Genomic DNA, 17,891 nt, shown 5'->3' on the forward strand with positions numbered 1-17,891 from the left:
GTATCCAGGAGGATGCACAGGTTGTGCCGGGTGCGGGGCCGCGCGCGAGCGAGACCCCACGGCCCGGTTCCTTTCCTTGTTTCGGGAACGCACGATGAGCACGAACGCAGTCGCGCCGAGCGGCCGGTCACCGTGGGGCAACGCCCTGGCGGTGCTGGTGCTGTTTGCGGCGGTGGCTGCGGTGCTGGCGTTCGCGGCGCTGCGCATCGCGCAGCAGCGCATCGCCAATCTGCTGGGGCCGCGCAGCGAAGTGGCCGACGTGGAGGTGGGATACCGCCAGGTGGTGTTGACCGACGTGATCGTGCGCGGCGCGGCCGGCCAGGCCGACGTGCGGGCGCGCCGCGTGGTGCTGGAGCCGGACTGGCCGGCGCTGCTGCGCCATGAAACCGTGTTCACGCGCGTGTCGGTCGAAGGCTTCGACTTCGCGGTGCTGCGCCAGCCGGACGGCAGCCTACACATCGCGCCGGCCCTGCAGGCGGCGCTGCGCACCGGCGATGCCGGCGACGGCCGCGGGCGGGACCGCCAGCCGATACGGGTGGCCGATCTGCGGCTGCAGGACGGCCGCCTGACTTTCGAAGACGCCGCGATATCGCGCCCGCCGCACCGCATCGCCTTCACCGGCGTGCAGGCGCGGCTGCGCCCGCTGGTCATGCCCGACGACGGCGCGCGCAGCGAAATGGAGTTCAACGGACGGATCGACCAGCAGGGCGGGGCCAATGCCACGGTCAGCGCGCAAGGCTGGCTGGTGGTGGGCGGCACGGACGCCGACATCAAGGTCAGCGTGCGCAACATGGGCGTGCGCCATGCCGCGCCTTACCTGGCCGACAACGGCGCCGGCTCGCTGGCCGCCGGCGCGATGGACCTGGACATGAACACCGTGATCGAACGCCGCCAGTTGCGGGCCGCGGGCACGGTGGCGCTGCGCGGCCTGAAGTTCAGCGGCGAGGGTTCGCTGTTTTCGCTGCCGCGCAAGGCGGTGCTGGCCGCGCTCAAGGACGAGGCCGGCGCGGTGCGCTTCGAGTTCGCGCTGTCGGGCGACCTGGACAGCCCCAGGTTCTCGGTCACGCGCGGCTTCGCCGCCCAGGTGGCGCAAGGCTTCGGGCATGCGATAGGGGTGGGCGCGGAGGGCGCCGCCGAAGGCGTGGCGGGCGCGGTCAAGAGCCTGGGCAACGCCTTGTCGGACCTGCTCGATCCTACTCCCTAGGCCGCCGGCGTGGAGGCGTGCGGCCCGTGTCGCAGCCGCCATTCGGCCAGCCCGAAGGCCAGCAGGGCCAGGCACAGCGGCGCGAAGGCGTAGAGCGCGCGGTACACCAGCGCCGCGCCCAGCACCTCGGGCGCGGGAATCCCCGGCGCCAGCGCCGCGACGAAGATGGCTTCGGTGGTGCCCAGCCCGCCCGGCACCCGGATGAGCACGGCCGCGAAGCTGGTGCACATCAGCACGCCCAGCACCGCCGGATAGCCGACCTTGCCTTGCAGCAGCACGTACATGATGGCGCCCATGATGGCCCACGAGCTTGCCGCCACCAGGCTTTGCGCGACCGCCATGCCCAAGTGCGGCAAGCTGGCATGCTGGCCCATCCAGGTCCAGCTGCGGCGGCGCGCCAGCGCGCAGAAGCCCACGTAGGCGGCGGCCAGCGCCAGCAGCGCCGCGCCCGGCAGGCGCAGCACGTCCGGGCGCAGGCCCCAGCCCTGCGGCAACGGCACCGCGCCCGCCACGAACAGCGCGCCGGCCAGCCAGCCGAAGCCGATCCAGTTGGTCGCGGCCGAGAACAGCGCCACGCGGGTGGCGACCGACTTGCGGCATCCCAGGCGCGCATACAGGCGCAGCCGCGCGCCCAGCCCGCCCAGCAGGACCCCGAGATTGAGGTTCAGCGCATAGCTGGTCATCGCCACGCCCAGCACCTTGGGCCAGGGCAGGGTGTGGCGGGTGTAGCGCTTGGCCAGCAGATCCATGGCGCCGTAGGCCAGGTAGCCGGCGGCCACCAGCGCACAGGCCAGCATGATCGTGCGCCCCGGAATCGCGCGCATCGAAACCCAGACCTGGGGCCAGTCCACGGCGCGGCCGAAATGGATGAGCAGGGCGGCCACGACCGCCAGCACCAGCGCCGGCAGAATCCGCTTCAGGCGCGGCCAGCGATGGCGCAGCGCCCGCGTCAGGGTGGAGCGGAAGACTCTCATGCCGTCTCTCTTTCCGTGGGCAGGGGCAGGGACTGCAGCCTGGGCTTGTGCGCCGGCAGGCTGCCGGCCCAGGCCGGAAAGCGCCGCAGGAAGTGGAACACCACCACGCCTATCCACAGCCGCCGCAGGCGCCGCCTGGAGCCCACCGACATTTCGATCTGGCGGCAGTCCTGCTCGATCAGCCGCTCCAGGCTGCGGCGCAGCTCGGCGTTGAGCGCGCGGTCTCGCGCCATCACGTTGGCCTCCAGGTTCAGCGCCAGGCTCAGCGGGTCCAGGTTGCTGGACCCCACGGTCGCCCAGTCGCCGTCCACGCAGGCCACTTTGCCGTGCAGCGGCCGCTTGCAGTATTCGTAGATCTCCACGCCGGCGTCGATCAGGTAGTCGTACAGCATGGAGGCGGCCAGCCGCGCGACCAGCACGTCGGGCTCGCCCTGCAGCAGCAGCCTGACCCGCACGCCGCGCCGCGCCGCGTCGGCCAGGTCGTGCAGCAGCTGGTAGCCGGGAAAGAAATAGGCGTTGGCGATCAGCACGTCGTGGCGCGCCGCCCGCACGCCGGCGCGGTAATGGCGCTCGATGTCGTTGCGGTGATCGACGTTGTCGCGCACCACCAGGCGGCCGCCGCCGTCGCCGGCCGGCATCTGCTCCAGGATGGCGGCCCGCCGGCCGCGCCGCCGCGGCCGCTCGCCGCCCAGCTGCGCGCGCGCATAGTCGGCGATATCCGCGGCCAGCGGCCCCTCGACGCGCAAGGCGTAGTCCTGCTTGGCCTGCGGGCCGAAGTCGGGCAGGTGGTCGGCCGAGAAATTGATGCCGCCCACGAAGGCGCAGCGTCGGTCGACGGCCACGATCTTGCGGTGCATGCGCCGGAATACGTTGGTGCGCACGCCCAGCAGCCGCGGGCGCGGGTCGAAGATGTGGACGCGGATGCCGCTGTCGGTCATGCCGCCCAGGAATTCCTCGCTCAGTTCGTCCGAACCGTAGCCGTCGATGGTCAGGTCCACGCTCACGCCGCGGCGCGCCGCGTCGATCAGGGCCTGGCGGATCTCCCGCCCCACGGTGTCGTCGAACAGGATGAAGGTCTCGACCAGCACTTCGCTGCGGGCCTGTGCGATGGCGTCGAGCACCGCGGGGAAATAGCCGGTGCCGTTTTCCAGCAGCGTGTAGCGGTTGTTCCCGCGCCAGCTCAGGTTCATAGGGCGATCTCCGCGCTGATCGGCACGTGGTCGGACAGGCGCGACCAGACGCGCGACGCCATGGGCAGCGGCCGCCAGTCGCGCACGCCGCGCACGTAGATGCGGTCCAGCCGCAGCAGCGGCCAGCGCGCCGGAAAGGTGCGCGCCGGCCGGCCCAGCCGCGAGCTGTAGACTTCGCTGGTGCCGCAGTCGCGCATCGGGCCGTCGGCGCGCAGCCGCCAGTCGTTGAAATCGCCGGCGATCAGCAGGGGTTCGGCGGCCGGCACGCCGTCGGCCGCCAGTTCGCACAATTGCGCCAGCTGGCGACCCCGGTGGCGCTCCAGTAGCCCCAGGTGCACGCAGACCGCATGCACCGGCGTCGGCGTCCCGGGCACGCGCAGCACGCAGTGCAGCATGCCGCGGCGTTCGTGGCCGCTGACGCTGACGTCGTGGTTTTCATAGCGTTCGATGGGGTAGCGCGACAGCACCGCGTTGCCGTGGTGGCCCGCCGGATAGACCGCGTTGCGACCGTAGGCGTAGTCGGTCCACAGCGTGTCGGCCAGGAACTCGTACTGCGACAGCGCGGGCCAGGAGCGGTGGCGCTCGGCATGGCCCTGGTGTTCGCCCAGCACCTCCTGCAGGAACACGATGTCCGGGCCCGCCGCCCGCAGCGCGTCGCGCAGTTCGTGCAGCATGAAACGGCGGTTGAAACTGGTGAAACCCTTGTGCGTGTTGACGGTCAGCACCGTCAGCGTGGTGGCGTCGATATAGTGCGAGGCGGGCATGCGGGCTCCGGAATGGGCGATCCCCGCCTGCCGAGCAAGCCGCGTGCCCGGAAGGTAAGCGGGCGTAACCCCGCGTCGCCGCGTTTACACCGTCCTGGCCGCCCAGAACGCGGTGCGCACGGCCGGCGAGGCCGCGATGCTGGCGACCACCCGGTCCAGGTCCAGCTCGTCGACCGAGGCTTCGCTGAGCGCGGCCTCGATCTCGACCTCGTCTTCGCCGAACTGGTCGATCTTCAGCTCGGACAGCGGCAGCTGCTCGGCCTCGAGCACGTCTTCCAGCACCATCATGGCGGCCTGGCGCTGCGCCGTGGTGGCGATCAGGTGTATGACGGTAGTCACTTCCGTGGTCTGCGCATCGACCGGCTGGCGGTTGACGTAGCTGACCACCGGGCGCAGCAGGGTGTTGGCGGCCAGCACGAACACGGTGGCGGCCACCGCCTCCAGCATCAGCGAGGCGCCGGCGCACGCCCCGATCGCCGCCGAGCCCCACAGCGTGGCCGCGGTGTTCAGGCCGCGGATGCTGCCGCCTTCGCGCATGATGGCGCCGGCGCCCAGAAAGCCCACGCCCGACACCACGTAGGAAATCACGCGCGCGCCGCCGTCGTCGCCGCCCACCAGGAAGGCCATGTCCACGAAGATCGCCGCGCCCACCGCGACCAGCACGTTGGTGCGCAGCCCGGCCGTGCGCTGGCGGAACTGGCGCTCGAAACCGACCACCGCGCCCAGCACGAAAGCGGTGAGCAGGCTGACCAGGGTATTGGCCAGGGTGAGCAGCTGGATGTTGTCGAAATTCTTCATGGTGTCCTCGGTACGGCGGCGCGCCATGATCGGGCATGCATGCGGTTTGTTTGATGACACCGGGCGATGGGCCAGATTCAGGTAATATTCAGGTTCCAGTAAGAAAGAGAGCAAGGTGGACGGCAGGCAGTCCCGGCCGTCCGCCATTTATGAACGAAGAGCCTCCCTCTAGGCCGGCGCCGCGCCGGCGCCCGACCCCTTCCTCCGGCCGCATGCCGCGGCCGTTCCACGATACCCGTCTGGCCCGGTCCCGGGCCGCCACGCCGCGCCTGGGCTGCCGCGCGCCGCCGCGCGCGCGTCCGTTGCGCCATTCCCCTGACGATTCCGGGAGCGCGCTGGCGCGCTCCATCACGCTATACGTGGAACTTCGATGATTTTCGATTGGATGACCGACCCCACCGCCTGGCTGGGCCTGGCGACCCTGGTCGTGCTTGAAATTGTGCTGGGCATCGACAACCTGGTGTTCATCGCCATCCTGGCCGACAAGCTGCCGCCGGCGCAGCGCAACCGCGCCCGCCTGATCGGCCTGACGCTGGCGATGGTGATGCGCCTGGGCCTGCTGGCCAGCATCGCCTGGGTGGTGACGCTGACCGAGCCGCTGTTCACGCTGCTGGGCGCGGAGATTTCCGGGCGCGACCTGATATTGATCCTGGGCGGCCTGTTCCTGCTCTTCAAGGGCACGATGGAGCTGCACGAGCGCGTCGAAGGCGGCGCCGCCCACGACGCCGGCCAGCGGCCGCAGCACGCCGTGTTCTGGCAGGTGATCCTGCAGATCGTGGTGCTGGACGCGGTGTTCTCGCTGGACTCGGTGATTACCGCGGTGGGCATGGTGCAGGACCTGAGCATCATGATGATCGCCGTGATCGTGGCGATGGCGGTGATGATGCTGGCCAGCCGTCCGCTGATGGCCTTCGTGGCGCGCCACCCGACGGTGGTGATCCTGTGCCTGGGCCTGTTGCTGATGATCGGCTTCAGCCTGGTGGCCGAAGGGCTGGGCTTTCACGTGCCCAAGGGGTATCTGTACGCCGCCATCGGCTTCTCGATCCTGATCGAGCTGTGCAACCAGCTGGCGCGGCGCAACCGCGCCCGCGGCGCGCATGCGCTGGGCCGGCGCCAGCGCACGGCGCAGGCCGTGCTGCGGCTGCTGCGCGCCAGCCCCGCCGGCCAGGCCGGCGCGCAGGTCGACGAGGTGGTCGCGCTGGTCGACGGCGCGGGCGAAGAGCCGGCCTTCGCGCCCGAGGAGAGCACCATGATCGAACGGGTGCTGTCCATCGGCGCGCGCGACGTGCGTTCCATCATGGTGCCGCGCGGCGACATCACCTGGCTGGACGTGGCCGACACGCCCGAGGACGTGGTCCGCAAGTTTGGCGGTGGCCATTCGCGCCTGCCGCTGTGCGCGGGCGACCCGGCCAACGTGCTGGGCGTGCTGCACTTCAAGGACGTGCTGCCCAGGCTGCAGACCCCCGGCCCGATCGACCTGGTCGAGCTGGCGCGCGAACCGCGCTACGTACTGGAGACCATGCCGGTGCTCAAGGTGCTGGACGAACTGCGCGCCAGCCGCGATCACATGCTGATCGTGGTGGACGAGCACGGCGTCTGCGAGGGGCTGGTCACGCCCATGGACGTGCTGACCGCGGTGGCGGGCGATCTGCCCGAGCACCAGGCCGACCTGTCGGAGTCGCTGCGCCTGTCCGACGGCTCCTGGCTGCTGGACGGCCGGCTGGCGGTGGGCGAGGCCGCGCGCCTGCTGGAGGCCCCGGCGCTGGCCGACGATTACCCGGACGCCACGCTGGCGGGCTGCCTGCTGCGCGCCGCCGGCCGCATTCCCGAGCCGGGCGACACGATCGCCTGGCGCGACTGGCGCTTCGAGGTGACGCGGCGCGGCGGCCTGCGCATCGACCAGGTGCGGGCCAGCCGCGGCGAGGAGGGCGCCGGCGAGGATTGAAATCGGCGCGCCCGGATGCCTGGAAAATCTGTCGCTCTCGTGCGATTATCTGACCCGGTATTGGGGATTTGACTGGTCTTATCCGCAGCCCGGGCAGCGCGTCCGCCCCAGGCTCAGTTAGTGTCTTTGCTTTTGGTTATCGCTACAGGTGGTACATCGCATGGGCAACACGAGGTCTGGATTCAAAGGCACGGCCGCGCTCTGCGCGGCGCTGGCCGCGCTGGCGACCCCGGGCGCCGCGCACGCCACGGAAGGCGCGCTGGGACGGCAGATCACCGGCACCAATGTCCAGCCCAACGCCGGCATCGTCTCGCCGCAACCCATCTGGGCGGTCAATCTTTCACAGATCTACCTGGACGGCGGCATCGGCGGCAGCCGCGAGGTGCCGGTCGCGGGCCGGACTTCGCTGGGCCTGGACGCCGAAGCCTCGTTCACGCTGGCGACCCTGCTCAAGACCTGGGACACCGGGCCGGGACGCTGGAACTTCGCTTCCAGCATCACCGTTCCCTACGTGTGGAACAAGGTGACCTCCACCCTGGCCGGCGCGGGCGGGCGCAGCGTCAGCCAGGACGACACCGCGTCGAACCTGTTCGACCTGTATTTCTCGCCCATCATCGCCGGCTACCACTTCTCCGAGACCTCGCACCTGGCGCTCAGCCTGAACGTGTGGGCGCCCACCGGCAAGTACAACGCCAACGACATGGCCAACCCCAGCCTGAACAACTGGACCTTCATCCCGCAGGTGGCCTACACGGGGATCTATCCGGAGTCCGGCTTCCAGATCGACACGGTCGCCGGCTTCCAGTTCTATACGCGCAACAGCGCCACCGATTACCGCAACGCGCCGCTGTTCAGCATGGACATGATGGGCCGCAAGGTCTTCAGCAACGGCTTCAGCGCCGGCCTGATCCTGGGCACCATCCAGCAGCTGGGCAGCGACAAGGGCCCCACGGCCGACCGGCTCAACGGGTTCAAGGGCAGGGACTGGGCGCTGGGCCCCATCGTGACCTACGACAGAAAGCTGGCTGACCAGCGTTCGCTGTCGCTGTCGCTGCGATGGGTGCCCACGATCAGCAGCACCAACCGCCTGGACAGCACCAGCACGGTCATGGCGACCGCCACGCTGGTGTTCTGAGGCGTAGCGGGCGGGGCGGTTTCCCGCCTGGCGGCACGGCCGGCCGCTGAACTGGCCTGATCTTCCGAGGAAATGCGATGAACGCAAGACAGCTGTTGAGTGCGGCGCTTGTCGCCGCGGCAGGCCTGGCGACCGCGGCCGGCACGCAGGCGCAGAGCCAGGACGCGCCGGGCAAGAAGCCGAACATCCTGGTGATTTTCGGCGACGACATCGGGCAGACCAACATCAGCGCCTTTGGCGAAGGCGTGGTGGGCTACGAGACGCCCAACATCGACCGTATCGCCAAGGAGGGCGTGAAGTTCACCGATTACTACGGTGAAAACAGCTGTACCGCCGGCCGTTCGTCCTTCATCACCGGGCAGTCGCCGCTGCGCACGGGGCTGACCAAGGTCGGCGCGCCGGGCGCCTCGGTCGGCCTGCAGAAAGGCGACATCACCATCGCCGAAGCGCTGAAGGCGCAAGGCTACGTCACAGCCCAGTTCGGCAAGAACCACCTGGGCGACAAGGACGAATACCTGCCGACCCGGCACGGCTTTGATGAATTCTTCGGCAACCTGTATCACCTGAACGCCGAAGAAGAGCCTGAGCGCCCGTACTGGCCCAAGGATTCCAACGATCCGTTCGTGAAGAATTTCTCGCCACGCGGAGTGATCAAGGCCTCGGCCGACGGCAAGGTGGAAGACACCGGGGCGCTGAGCAGGAAGCGCATGGAAACCATCGACGACGAGACCGTGGGCGCGGCGCTCGATTACATCGACAAGCACGGCAAGGGCGACAAGCCGTTCTTTGTGTGGATGAACACCACGCGCATGCACATCTATACCCATATACGACCGGAGAACAAGGGTAAGAGCGGCATGCCGGGCAACGACTATGCCGACGGCATGCTCGAACACGACGAGGACGTGGGCAAGCTGCTGAAAAAGCTCGATGACCTGGGCATCGCCGACAACACCATCGTGGTGTACACCACCGACAACGGCCCCAACCAGTGGAGCTGGCCGGATGCCGCGACCACGCCGTTCCGCAGCGAGAAGGATTCCAACTGGGAAGGCGCTTTCCGGGTGCCGGCCATGGTCCGCTGGCCCGGGAAAATCCCGGCGGGACAAGTCAAGCGCGGCATCGTGTCCGGCATGGACTGGTTCCCGACGCTGCTGGCGGCCGCTGGCGATACGTCCATCAAGGACCGCTTGCTCAAGGGCTGGACGCCGCCTGGAAACCCCACCAACTTCAAGGTGCACCTGGACGGCTACAACCAGCTCGACTACCTGACCGGCAAGTCGGACAAGAGCGCGCGCAACGATTTCTACTACTTCAACGATGACGGCATCCTGGTCGGCATGCGCTACGACGACTGGAAGATCGTGTTCTGCGAACAGCGCGCGCCGGGCAATCTCAACATTTGGCAGGAACCGTTCGTCTGCCTGCGGGTGCCCAAGGTCTTCAACCTGAGAATGGATCCGTACGAACGCGCGGACATCACGTCCGACCAATACAACGACTGGCTCGGCAAAAACTCCTACCTGACCGAGATCGGCACGATGAAGGCCACCGCGTTCATGGAAACCTTCGTGACCTATCCGCCGAGCCAGCGGCCCGCCAGCTTCAGCATCGACCAGGTGCAGGAGCGCGTGCACAAGTCCATTGCCGATCACTTCAAGGCGCAGGACAAGAAAGAGGCGAAGTAGGGCCGGCTGCGTCAGCTGCAGACCCGCCGCCACGGCGCGATGCCGCGCGGCGGGCAGTAACCGGGACACGGCGCGGTGATGGACATGCCGCTCTGGCAGCGGCTTTCCGGGGCCTTCTCGCCGGCGGGCATCCAGCCCTGGCAATCGCAGCGCGCCAGGGCGCTGCCGGCGGGCAGCTTGCCGGCAGCCGGGTCCGGCTCCGGGACCTGGACCGGCTTGGCCGGTTCCACGGGCAGCGCCTTGACCACCGCGCCGGCTTCGATGCCTTCGATCACGCCGCGCACCTTGGCGTTGGACATGCCGCAGGCGCGCGCGATGGAACGGGTCGAGCGGCCGTCCTCGGCCATGGCCTGGATTTTCTCCTCGCTGCACGCCGCCTCGGCGCTCGGCGCCGCCCAGCCGTTCAAGGCCAGGACGGCGGCCGCGCACAACACCGCTCGATGCAAAATCATGGTCCGCTCCTGCACGTAAGCCCCGCCATCCTTAGGTGGAGAGCGTGTTGCAAAAAGCGTAGTGCCCGCCATTCGGCAGTGTCAATGCGCCGCGCATGGACCCTGCTTGCGGCGGTAGCCGCAAGCATGAGAGGGGGTATCCCTAAGGTTGAGGCTAGGCCGCGATGGCGCGCGCCTCGAACGGATGCGCGGCGATCGCCGCCTCGGCGCGGCCGCGCGCCGCCTCGAGTTCCACCGGGCTGCGCACCGATCCCTGCACCGAGAAAAACGTCACGTCCGTCAGGCCGACGGTGCCCAGCACATAGCGCAGATAGGGCGTGAGGAAGTCCTGCTGGCGCCGCGGATCGCTGCTGGAGAAGTCGCCGCCCGACGCGATCGCCACGTACACCGGCCGCCCGGGCAGGCTGCCGACCTTGCCCTCGGGCGTGATGCTGAAGGTATGGCGCACCCGCACCACGTGGTCGATCCAGGCCTTCAGCGAGGACGGCACCGTGAAGTTGTGCATGGGCGTGGCGATCACGATGTGGCTGGCCTCGCGCAACAGGCGTATCTGTTCGGCCGAGCGCCTGAGCGCGCCGCGCTCCAGCGCGGGGCCGCCGGGGTCCTGGCGCGCGCTGAGCGCGGCGGCATAGTCCGGGTCCACGTGCGGCAGGGTATTGGCGTCGACGTCGACGATGGCCGGGGCCGCGCCGGCGATGCGCTCGACGATGCGCTGCGACAGGCGGTAGCTTTCGGAGGCGCGGCCGCGCGGGCTGCAGATAATGCGCAGAATGCTCATGGGGCGGGGGTCTCCACGGGTACGTGCAGGGATTTGCCGAAACGGATGGCGCTGGTCAAAAGGCCCTGGCGGAAATAGAAACGCTGGGCCAGCGCGTTGCCCAGGCCGGTATCGAGCACCAGCCGGGCGCAGCCGGCGCCGCGGGCGAGTTCGTCCAGCGCCTGCAGCAGCCGCGCGCCGTGGCGGCCGCCGCGCAGCGCAGGCGAGACGACCAGGTCGTCCACGTACAGAAAACGGCCGTACACCAGGTTTTCCTGGAAGCGGTAGCCGGCCAGCGCCACGGCCTGGCCGTCGCGCATGACGGCCAGCAGCCGGTAGCGTTCGTGGCGCATGCGGGCGACGCGTTCCAGAAAGTCTTCGGCATCGTCCAGGTGGGGCCGCAGCTCGCGCATCAGCGGCAGGCAGGCGCGCACCTCGTCGGGCGTTTCGAGGTGGCGCAGGGGGAGGTCGGGATCAGGTGTCATGGCTGCCATGGTAGGCGGCGCATGCCATAATTCCCAGGGCCATATTTTGATTTTTGGACTATGCCATGAGTCGTGCATCTCCCCAGGACCGCGAGGCCGGCCCCCTGTACCGGCAGGTCTACGAGCGTTTTCGCGGCGCGATCGCCCAGGGCACGCTCAAGCCGGGCGACCGCATTCCGTCGGCGCGTTCGCTGGCCAAGGAGATGGGCGTGGCGCGCGGCACGGTGGAGGTGGCGTATTCGCTGCTGGCCTCCGAGGGTTATATCCAGGCGCGCGGCCAGGCGGGCACGGTGGTCTCGCCCGATCTGCAGCCGCAGGCCGGCGCGCCGGCGCCGCCCGCGCCCGAGCCGCCGGCGCACGACGTGCCGGCCTGGCCGCGCTGGTCCGGCATCCTGCCGTTCCAGATGGGGCTGCCGGCGCTGGACGCCTTTCCGCGCAAGCTGTGGGCGCGACTGGGGGCCAGGCAGCTGCGCGGGCTGCAGGCCGCGGAACTGGCCTATCCGCCCAGCAGCGGCCTGCCGGCCTTGCGCGCCGCCACCGCCGCCTATCTGCAGGTGGCGCGCGGCATCCATTGCCAGCCTGCGCAGGTGTTCATCACCTCCGGCTACAACCACACGCTGCGCCTGGTGCTGCAGGCCCTGTTCGAACCGGGCGACGAAGTCTGGATGGAAGATCCCGGCTATCCGCCGACGCGGCTGCTGCTGGAGCAGGCGCGGCTGCGCCCGGCGCCGGTGCCGGTGGATCAGGACGGCCTGATGGTCGATGCCGGCATCGAACGCGCGCCGGGCGCGCGCGGCGCGGTGGTGACGCCCGCGCACCAAAGCCCCCTGTGCATGTCGCTGTCGCTGCCGCGCCGCCAGGCGCTGCTGGACTGGGCGCAGCGCAGCGGCGCGTGGATCGTGGAGGACGATTACGACGGCGAATACCGTTACGTGGGCCGGCCCTTGCCGGCCTTGAAAAGCCTGGACGGGCAGGGCCGCGTGCTGTACGCGGGCACCTTCAGCAAAGTGCTGTTTCCCGGGCTCAGGCTGGCTTATCTGGTGGTGCCCGAAACCTTGAGCGCGCGTTTCGAGCAGTTGTGCTGGCTGGGCGGCGGCGCGCCGGGCCTGACCCAGGCCATCCTGGCGGCATTCATGGCCGAAGGCCATTTCGGCCGCCATATCCAGCGCATGCGCAGGCTGTACGCGCAGCGCCGCGAGGCCGCGGCCGCCGGGCTGGCCGAGGCGCTGGGCACGCGCCTGCGGATCGAGCCGCAACCGGGCGGCATGCACATGGTGGCGCGCCTGCGGGCCGGCCAGGGGGACCGGCGCCTGGCGCAGCGCATGGTCGAGCAAGGCCTCTTCGCCGAAGCCGTGTCGCGCTGGTATGCCGGACCGGGCGGGCAGCCGGGGCTGCTGCTCAGCTTCACCAACATCGCGTCGGCGGCGCAGGCCCGCGAACTCGGCCTGCGCATCCGCGCGTTGATGTGAGTTAATTCAGCCCGGCCTTGTCCAGGCCATAGGCCGCGTCGGCCGAGCCGGGCGCCGTGCGAAACGCCACGTTCAGGCGGTTCCAGCCGTTGATGCCGACGATCAGCAGCGTCAGTTCCGACAATTCGGCCTCGTTGAACTCGGCGCGCGCGGCGCGGTAGGCTTCGTCGGACACGCCGGTCGGCGCCAGCGTGGTCACGGCCTCGGTCCAGGCCAGCGCGGCGCGCTCGCGCGCCGAGAACAGGGTGGATTCGCGCCAGATCGCGACGTGGTGCAGCCGCAGTTCGCGTTCGCCTTCGATCCTGGCCTGCTTGACGTGCATGTCCAGGCAGAAGCCGCAGCCGTTGATCTGCGAGGCGCGGATATCGACCAGATGGCCGAATTCCCGGACCACCGCCGACTTCTTGAGCGCGGTGCTGAATTCCAGGTATTTCTTCGAAAGTTCGGGCGTGGTCTCGAAGTAATTCAATCGCTGAGTCATATTGCTTCCTGTCGATGTCTCGGGAGAAATCCAGAGCCCGTAGCATGCGGCCGGCGCGCCCGGCGCAGAAGTGCCATGAACGGTATTTCGCTATGGGCCATATTCGGGCGGGCGCCGGTTGAATCCGCCGCGGCGCCCGGCTATAAGCTTGAAGCGAGGGCAGGATACTCATGCCCCGTAGCCGATGAAGCCCCGTCCCATGCCGCAGCCGCCTTCCCACGACGAACACGTCGCCAGCCAGTCCACCGCGCCCGCCCGAGTCCAGCCCGGTCCGGGTTCCGTCTTCGAGGTATTCCTGGTTTTCCTGCGCCTGGGCCTGACCTCTTTCGGCGGACCGGTGGCGCACCTGGCGTACTTCCATGCCGAATTCGTGGAGCGCCGCCGCTGGCTGGACGAATACGCCTATTCCGATCTGGTGGCGCTGTGCCAGTTCCTGCCCGGGCCGGCCAGCAGCCAGGTCGGCATGGCCATCGGCCTGAAGCGCGCCGGCTGGGCCGGCATGCTGGCCGCGTGGGTGGCGTTCACGCTGCCCACGGCCGTGGCGCTGGGGCTGTTCGCGGCGGGGCTGGCGCAGTTCGGCTGGCTGTCCGGGTCGGCCGCCATCCACGGCCTGAAGGTCGCGGCGGTCGCCGTCATCGCGCAGGCGATATGGGGCATGGGCCGCTCGCTCTGTCCCGACCGCACGCGCGCCGCGCTGGCGGTGGCGGCCGCGCTCGTCACGCTGGCCGTGCCCGGCGCGCTGGGGCAGGTGGCCGCCATCCTGCTGGGCGCCGTCATCGGCGCGGCCACGCTGCAAGTGCCGGCGCGCCCGGCGCTGGCGGTCGAACGCCAGGCCGTGTCGCGCCGCGCCGGCTACGCCGCGCTGGCCCTGTTCGTGCTGTTGCTGGCCGCCTTGCCGGCCTGGGCGGCGTTGACCGGCCAGCCGCTGGCGCGCCAGCTCGATGGCTTCTACCGCGCCGGCGCCCTGGTGTTCGGCGGCGGGCACGTGGTGCTGCCCCTGCTGGAATCGGCCGCGGTCGGCGGCGGCATGGTGTCCGACGCCGAGTTCCTGGCCGGCTATGGCGCGGCCCAGGCCATGCCGGGGCCGCTGTTCGGTTTCGCCGGCTTCCTGGGCGCGATGTCGCCGGGGCCGCTGTCGGGCTGGGCCGGCGCGCTGGCCATGCTGGTCGCCATCTTCCTGCCCGGGGCGCTTCTGGTGGCGGCCGCGCTGCCTTTCTGGGAAAGCCTGCGGCTGCGGCCCGGCGTGCGCAACCTGATCGCGGGCGTCAACGCCAGCGTCGTCGGCATCCTGCTGTCGGCCCTGTACGATCCGGTCTGGGCCAGCGCCATCCGCGGGCGCACCGACTTCGCGCTGGCGCTGCTGCTGTTCGCGCTGCTGGTCTACGCCCGATGGTCGCCGGTCTGGGTGGTGCTGATCGCCGCCGCGGGCGGCTGGGCGCTGGGCTGGCTGGGCTGAACGTCCTGCCAGCGCGGCGCCCGTTTCTGCAGGAAAGCGTCGATGCCTTCGCAGGCGTCGGCCTCCATCATGTTGCGGGCCATCACGTCGCCGGCGTAATCGTACGCGTCGGCCAGCGCCATCTGCCGCTGCTTGTAGAACATGCGCTTGCCGTAGCGGATCGCGGTGGGGCTCTTGCCCAGGATGTCGTTCACCAGGGCCTGCACGCGCGCGTCCAGTTCCGCTTCGGGCACGGCGTCGTTGATCAGGCCCCAGTCGCGCGCCTGCGCCGCGTCGATGAAGCGGGCGGTCACCAGCATCTCGAAGGCGCGCTTGGCCGACACGTTGCGGCTGAGCGCCACCGCCGGCGTCGAGCAGAACAGCCCCACGTTGATGCCCGACACCGCGAACGTGGCGCTATCTGCCGCCACCGCCAGGTCGCAGCTGGCCACCAGCTGGCAGCCGGCCGCCGTGGCGACGCCGCGCACCTTGGCGATGACGGGCACGGGCAGGGCCTGCAGTCCCTGCATGACGCTGCCGCACTTCCTGAACAGCTCGCGATAATAGTCCAGGGACGGCTGGCTGCGCATCTCGCGCAGGTCGTGGCCGGCGCAGAACGCCCGGCCGGCGGATTCCAGCACCACGCAGCGCGCGCCGGCGTCGCGGGCCAGGGCATCGATCTGCGCCTGCAACGCGGCCAGCATGGCTTCGGACAGCGCGTTGAACTGGCCCGGGCGGTTCAGCCGCAGGGTCACCACGCCGCCTTCGTCCGTGCGCTCGAGAATCGGGCTCTCCATGTCTCCTCCAGGTTGTGATTTCCCGGAAGATACTAAGCCCTGCGTGGTGGAAAGAAAACCGGCGGCTCAGCCGGCCGCGAGGCGGCGCGCCATGCCGCCCGACAGCAACAGCAGCGGCGCCACGATGGCCGCGCCGATCGAGGCCATGGCGGCCTGCGGCGGCATGCCGCTGTCGACCAGCAGCGTGGCGATGAGGGCCGAGCCGCTCATCTGGAACAGGCCGTAGACCGCGGCCGCGGTGCCGGCGCGTTCGGCGAAGGGTTCGAGCGCCAGGCTCAGGCCCGAGCCCAGCGCCAGCGAAAAGCCCACGGTCAGCACCGCGACCGGCAGCATGAAGGCCCAGGCCGACAGCGGCAGCCACAGCCAGGCCGCCAGATGCATGGCCGCGGCCGCCAGCAGCGCGGCCATGCCGACCCGCACCATGGCGTGGCGGCCGAAGCGCGCGATGAAGGCCGGCGCCAGGAAGAACGCGCCGATATTGATGGCCGCGTTGCCGCCGAACCAGGCCGAGAATCCCAGTTCGGAATAGCCCAGTTCCTGCACCAGCACCACGGGCGCGGCCGCCACGAACACCAGGATCATGGCCATGCCGGCCATGCCGAACGCCGCGAAGTACAGAAAGCGGCCGCTGGCCACGATGGGCGCGTAGCGCCGCAGGCTGTAGAGCGGGCCTTGCGGCCGGCCGGGCGCGGCCCGCGTCTCTTCGAACCGCAGCGCCAGCAGCGCCGCCAGCCCCAGCGCGAACAGCACCATGAACCCGAACGTGCTGCGCCAGCCCGCATGCACCGCCAGCGCGCCGCCCACCAGCGGCGCCAGCGCGGGCACGGTGCACAACGCCCCGTTCAGATAGCTGTAGACGCGCGCGCCCACCGCGGGGCTGAAGCAGTCGCGCACCGCCGCGAAGGCCACCAGCGAGGCCGAGCACGCGCCCAGCCCCTGGATCACGCGGGCCGCGTAGAACACTTCCAGCGAGCCGGCCGCCGCCCCCAGCGCCGATCCCAGCAGATAGGCGAGCACCCCGCCTACCGCCACCGGGCGGCGGCCGTAGCGGTCGGCCAGCGGGCCGATCAGCACCTGGCCCACGCCCACGGCGAAGATGAACAGCGTGATGCTGGCCTGCAGCGCGGTGACGGGCCGGCCGAAATCCTGCGCCATGGCCGGCAGGGAAGGGAGGTAGATGTCGATGCCCATCGGCGTGAGCGTGACCAGCCCCATCAGGAGGCCGATCAGCCAGCGTTGGCCACGGGGAGATAATGCAGACTTCATGGACAGGCTCGGGGTTCGTTGCGAACCCGGGAAAACCCGATATTATCCATGAACGAAGGAGAATCGCCTCATGAACGCGCCCGCCCTGCGACCCCGTATCGTGATCCTCTATTGCACCCAGTGCCAGTGGCTGCTGCGCGCGGCCTGGATGGCCCAGGAGCTGCTGTCCACCTTCTCGACCGACCTGGGCGAGGTGGTGCTGCAGCCGGGCACGGGCGGGATTTTCCAGGTCACCTACAACGGCGACCTGATCTGGGACCGCAAGAGCGACGGCGGATTTCCCGAAGCCAAGATCCTCAAGCAGCGCGTGCGCGACCGGCTCGACCCGGGCCGTCCGCTGGGCCATATCGACGGCCACGAGCGCGACGACGGCGCGGCCGCCGCCATTGCCCGCAAGCAGCCCGACGCCTGACGCCGGACCCCGCGTTCACGCCTTGGGCGTCCACGGCCGCCGCCGACTGGCGGCCAGCGCCGCTTCTAGGCGCCGTTTGCTGGCCTCGGGCCAGCAGGCTTCCTGGTCGTAGAACTCGTCGGCCGCCGGCACGTCCTCGGGCAGGCGCAGCCAGGGCTGCCTGGAGCGCACGAAACAATGCGCGCCCGGCGGAAAGTCGGCGGGGCGGTCCAGGGTGCCCGCGTAGATCAGGGCCACCGCCTCGCCGAACGCCGGGTGGTGGCTCCACAGATAGCCGGCGCAGGCGGCGCAGCGCACCACCACCGCCGTTTCGCCGTCGTCGGCCGTCTTGCCGGCCGGGTAGCGGCGTAACTCGCCGCTCAACCGCGTGACGCGGTCGGTCTCGATGGGTGCGTTCATGCCGAAGGCGCTGCCCGAATGGCGCTGGCATACGGTGCAGTGGCAGCAATGCACGAACATGGGCGGGCTGGCCAGGCGGTAGCGGACCGCGCCGCAGTCGCAGCCGCCTTCGATGGGAGCGTCGGACATCGCGGATCTCCAGGAGCAGGAATCGACGCGGCCAGTGTATCGGCGCGTCATGGGCGAGGGCAGTGGCAATCGCGACAAGGTAGCGGGGCGATTGCGTCAGGGGCTTCTATT

At 69.9% G+C, this 17,891-nt stretch carries 18 protein-coding genes; 7 read left to right on the forward strand and 11 right to left on the reverse strand.

The window, feature by feature from the left end:
• Nucleotides 1–94 precede the first annotated feature (94 nt).
• Complete coding sequence (locus tag A6B37_RS05375) at nt 95–1,204, forward strand: DUF748 domain-containing protein (RefSeq protein ID WP_111825128.1); 1,110 nt, start codon at nt 95–97, stop codon at nt 1,202–1,204.
• Here A6B37_RS05375 and A6B37_RS05380 read toward each other — a convergent pair.
• The 4 genes from A6B37_RS05380 to A6B37_RS05395 form a co-directional block, all read right to left on the reverse strand.
• The gene (locus A6B37_RS05380; protein ID WP_111825129.1) at nt 1,201–2,178 is read right to left on the reverse strand and encodes a lysylphosphatidylglycerol synthase domain-containing protein; all 978 of its coding nucleotides are present in this window, start codon (nt 2,176–2,178) and stop codon (nt 1,201–1,203) included. The genes A6B37_RS05375 and A6B37_RS05380 overlap by 4 nt on opposite strands.
• Entirely contained in the window at nt 2,175–3,368 is a 1,194-nt protein-coding gene (clsB, locus tag A6B37_RS05385) for a cardiolipin synthase ClsB (protein ID WP_111825130.1), read from the reverse strand. Before clsB ends, A6B37_RS05380 begins: the two co-directional genes overlap by 4 nt.
• Entirely contained in the window at nt 3,365–4,132 is a 768-nt protein-coding gene (locus A6B37_RS05390; RefSeq protein WP_111825132.1) for an endonuclease/exonuclease/phosphatase family protein, read from the reverse strand. Before A6B37_RS05390 ends, clsB begins: the two co-directional genes overlap by 4 nt.
• Before the next feature lie 84 nt (nt 4,133–4,216).
• The gene (locus A6B37_RS05395) at nt 4,217–4,930 is read right to left on the reverse strand and encodes an MgtC/SapB family protein (RefSeq protein WP_111825546.1); all 714 of its coding nucleotides are present in this window, start codon (nt 4,928–4,930) and stop codon (nt 4,217–4,219) included.
• A gap of 370 nt (nt 4,931–5,300) precedes the next feature.
• Between A6B37_RS05395 and A6B37_RS05400 the strand changes: the two genes are divergently transcribed.
• The 3 genes from A6B37_RS05400 (at nt 5,301) to A6B37_RS05410 (ending at nt 9,698) form a co-directional block, all read left to right on the forward strand.
• The gene (locus tag A6B37_RS05400) at nt 5,301–6,875 is read left to right on the forward strand and encodes a TerC family protein (RefSeq protein ID WP_111825134.1); all 1,575 of its coding nucleotides are present in this window, start codon (nt 5,301–5,303) and stop codon (nt 6,873–6,875) included.
• Nucleotides 6,876–7,035: 160 nt separating this feature from the next.
• Nucleotides 7,036–8,010, forward strand: coding sequence for a transporter (locus A6B37_RS05405; RefSeq protein WP_111825136.1), 975 nt, complete (start codon nt 7,036–7,038; stop codon nt 8,008–8,010).
• A gap of 77 nt (nt 8,011–8,087) precedes the next feature.
• Complete coding sequence (locus tag A6B37_RS05410) at nt 8,088–9,698, forward strand: arylsulfatase (RefSeq protein ID WP_111825137.1); 1,611 nt, start codon at nt 8,088–8,090, stop codon at nt 9,696–9,698.
• An 11-nt stretch (nt 9,699–9,709) separates the two neighbouring features.
• On the opposite strand, the gene A6B37_RS05415 is transcribed toward A6B37_RS05410, so the two are convergent.
• From A6B37_RS05415 to A6B37_RS05425, 3 genes are all read right to left on the reverse strand, one after another.
• Nucleotides 9,710–10,150 (reverse strand): hypothetical protein, encoded by a 441-nt coding sequence (locus tag A6B37_RS05415; RefSeq protein ID WP_111825138.1) that lies wholly within the window; start codon nt 10,148–10,150, stop codon nt 9,710–9,712.
• Nucleotides 10,151–10,304: 154 nt separating this feature from the next.
• Complete coding sequence (locus tag A6B37_RS05420; protein ID WP_111825139.1) at nt 10,305–10,928, reverse strand: NAD(P)H-dependent oxidoreductase; 624 nt, start codon at nt 10,926–10,928, stop codon at nt 10,305–10,307.
• On the reverse strand, nt 10,925–11,392 hold the full coding sequence (locus A6B37_RS05425; protein ID WP_102771188.1) for a GNAT family N-acetyltransferase: 468 nt from the start codon (nt 11,390–11,392) through the stop codon (nt 10,925–10,927). Before A6B37_RS05425 ends, A6B37_RS05420 begins: the two co-directional genes overlap by 4 nt.
• A 65-nt stretch (nt 11,393–11,457) precedes the next feature.
• Here A6B37_RS05425 and A6B37_RS05430 point away from each other — a divergent pair, with 65 nt between their 5' ends.
• The gene (locus tag A6B37_RS05430) at nt 11,458–12,861 is read left to right on the forward strand and encodes a PLP-dependent aminotransferase family protein (protein ID WP_111825140.1); all 1,404 of its coding nucleotides are present in this window, start codon (nt 11,458–11,460) and stop codon (nt 12,859–12,861) included.
• Between the two features lies 1 nt (nt 12,862).
• On the opposite strand, the gene A6B37_RS05435 is transcribed toward A6B37_RS05430, so the two are convergent.
• The gene (locus tag A6B37_RS05435; RefSeq protein ID WP_102771186.1) at nt 12,863–13,342 is read right to left on the reverse strand and encodes a carboxymuconolactone decarboxylase family protein; all 480 of its coding nucleotides are present in this window, start codon (nt 13,340–13,342) and stop codon (nt 12,863–12,865) included.
• A gap of 199 nt (nt 13,343–13,541) precedes the next feature.
• On the opposite strand from A6B37_RS05435, the gene chrA reads away from it, so the two are divergent.
• A complete protein-coding gene (gene chrA / locus A6B37_RS05440) occupies nt 13,542–14,798 on the forward strand; it encodes a chromate efflux transporter (RefSeq protein WP_111825142.1) in 1,257 nt (418 codons plus the stop codon).
• Here the strand turns inward: chrA and A6B37_RS05445 are convergent.
• Together A6B37_RS05445 and A6B37_RS05450 are read right to left on the reverse strand one after the other, a co-directional pair.
• Nucleotides 14,723–15,574: an enoyl-CoA hydratase gene (locus tag A6B37_RS05445; RefSeq protein ID WP_246842374.1), complete on the reverse strand. Its 852-nt coding sequence runs from the start codon at nt 15,572–15,574 to the stop codon at nt 14,723–14,725. The genes chrA and A6B37_RS05445 overlap by 76 nt on opposite strands.
• Nucleotides 15,575–15,640: 66 nt before the next feature.
• Nucleotides 15,641–16,840: a multidrug effflux MFS transporter gene (locus A6B37_RS05450; protein WP_111825143.1), complete on the reverse strand. Its 1,200-nt coding sequence runs from the start codon at nt 16,838–16,840 to the stop codon at nt 15,641–15,643.
• A gap of 70 nt (nt 16,841–16,910) precedes the next feature.
• Here A6B37_RS05450 and A6B37_RS05455 point away from each other — a divergent pair, with 70 nt between their 5' ends.
• Complete coding sequence (locus A6B37_RS05455) at nt 16,911–17,252, forward strand: SelT/SelW/SelH family protein (protein WP_102771184.1); 342 nt, start codon at nt 16,911–16,913, stop codon at nt 17,250–17,252.
• Nucleotides 17,253–17,267: 15 nt separating this feature from the next.
• Here the strand turns inward: A6B37_RS05455 and A6B37_RS05460 are convergent, their stop codons facing one another.
• The gene (locus tag A6B37_RS05460) at nt 17,268–17,780 is read right to left on the reverse strand and encodes a GFA family protein (protein WP_102771183.1); all 513 of its coding nucleotides are present in this window, start codon (nt 17,778–17,780) and stop codon (nt 17,268–17,270) included.
• Between the last annotated feature and the right edge of the window lie 111 nt (nt 17,781–17,891).

This window comes from Achromobacter sp. HZ01, from assembly GCF_003267925.1.
GTDB lineage: Bacteria > Pseudomonadota > Gammaproteobacteria > Burkholderiales > Burkholderiaceae_B > Achromobacter > Achromobacter pulmonis_A.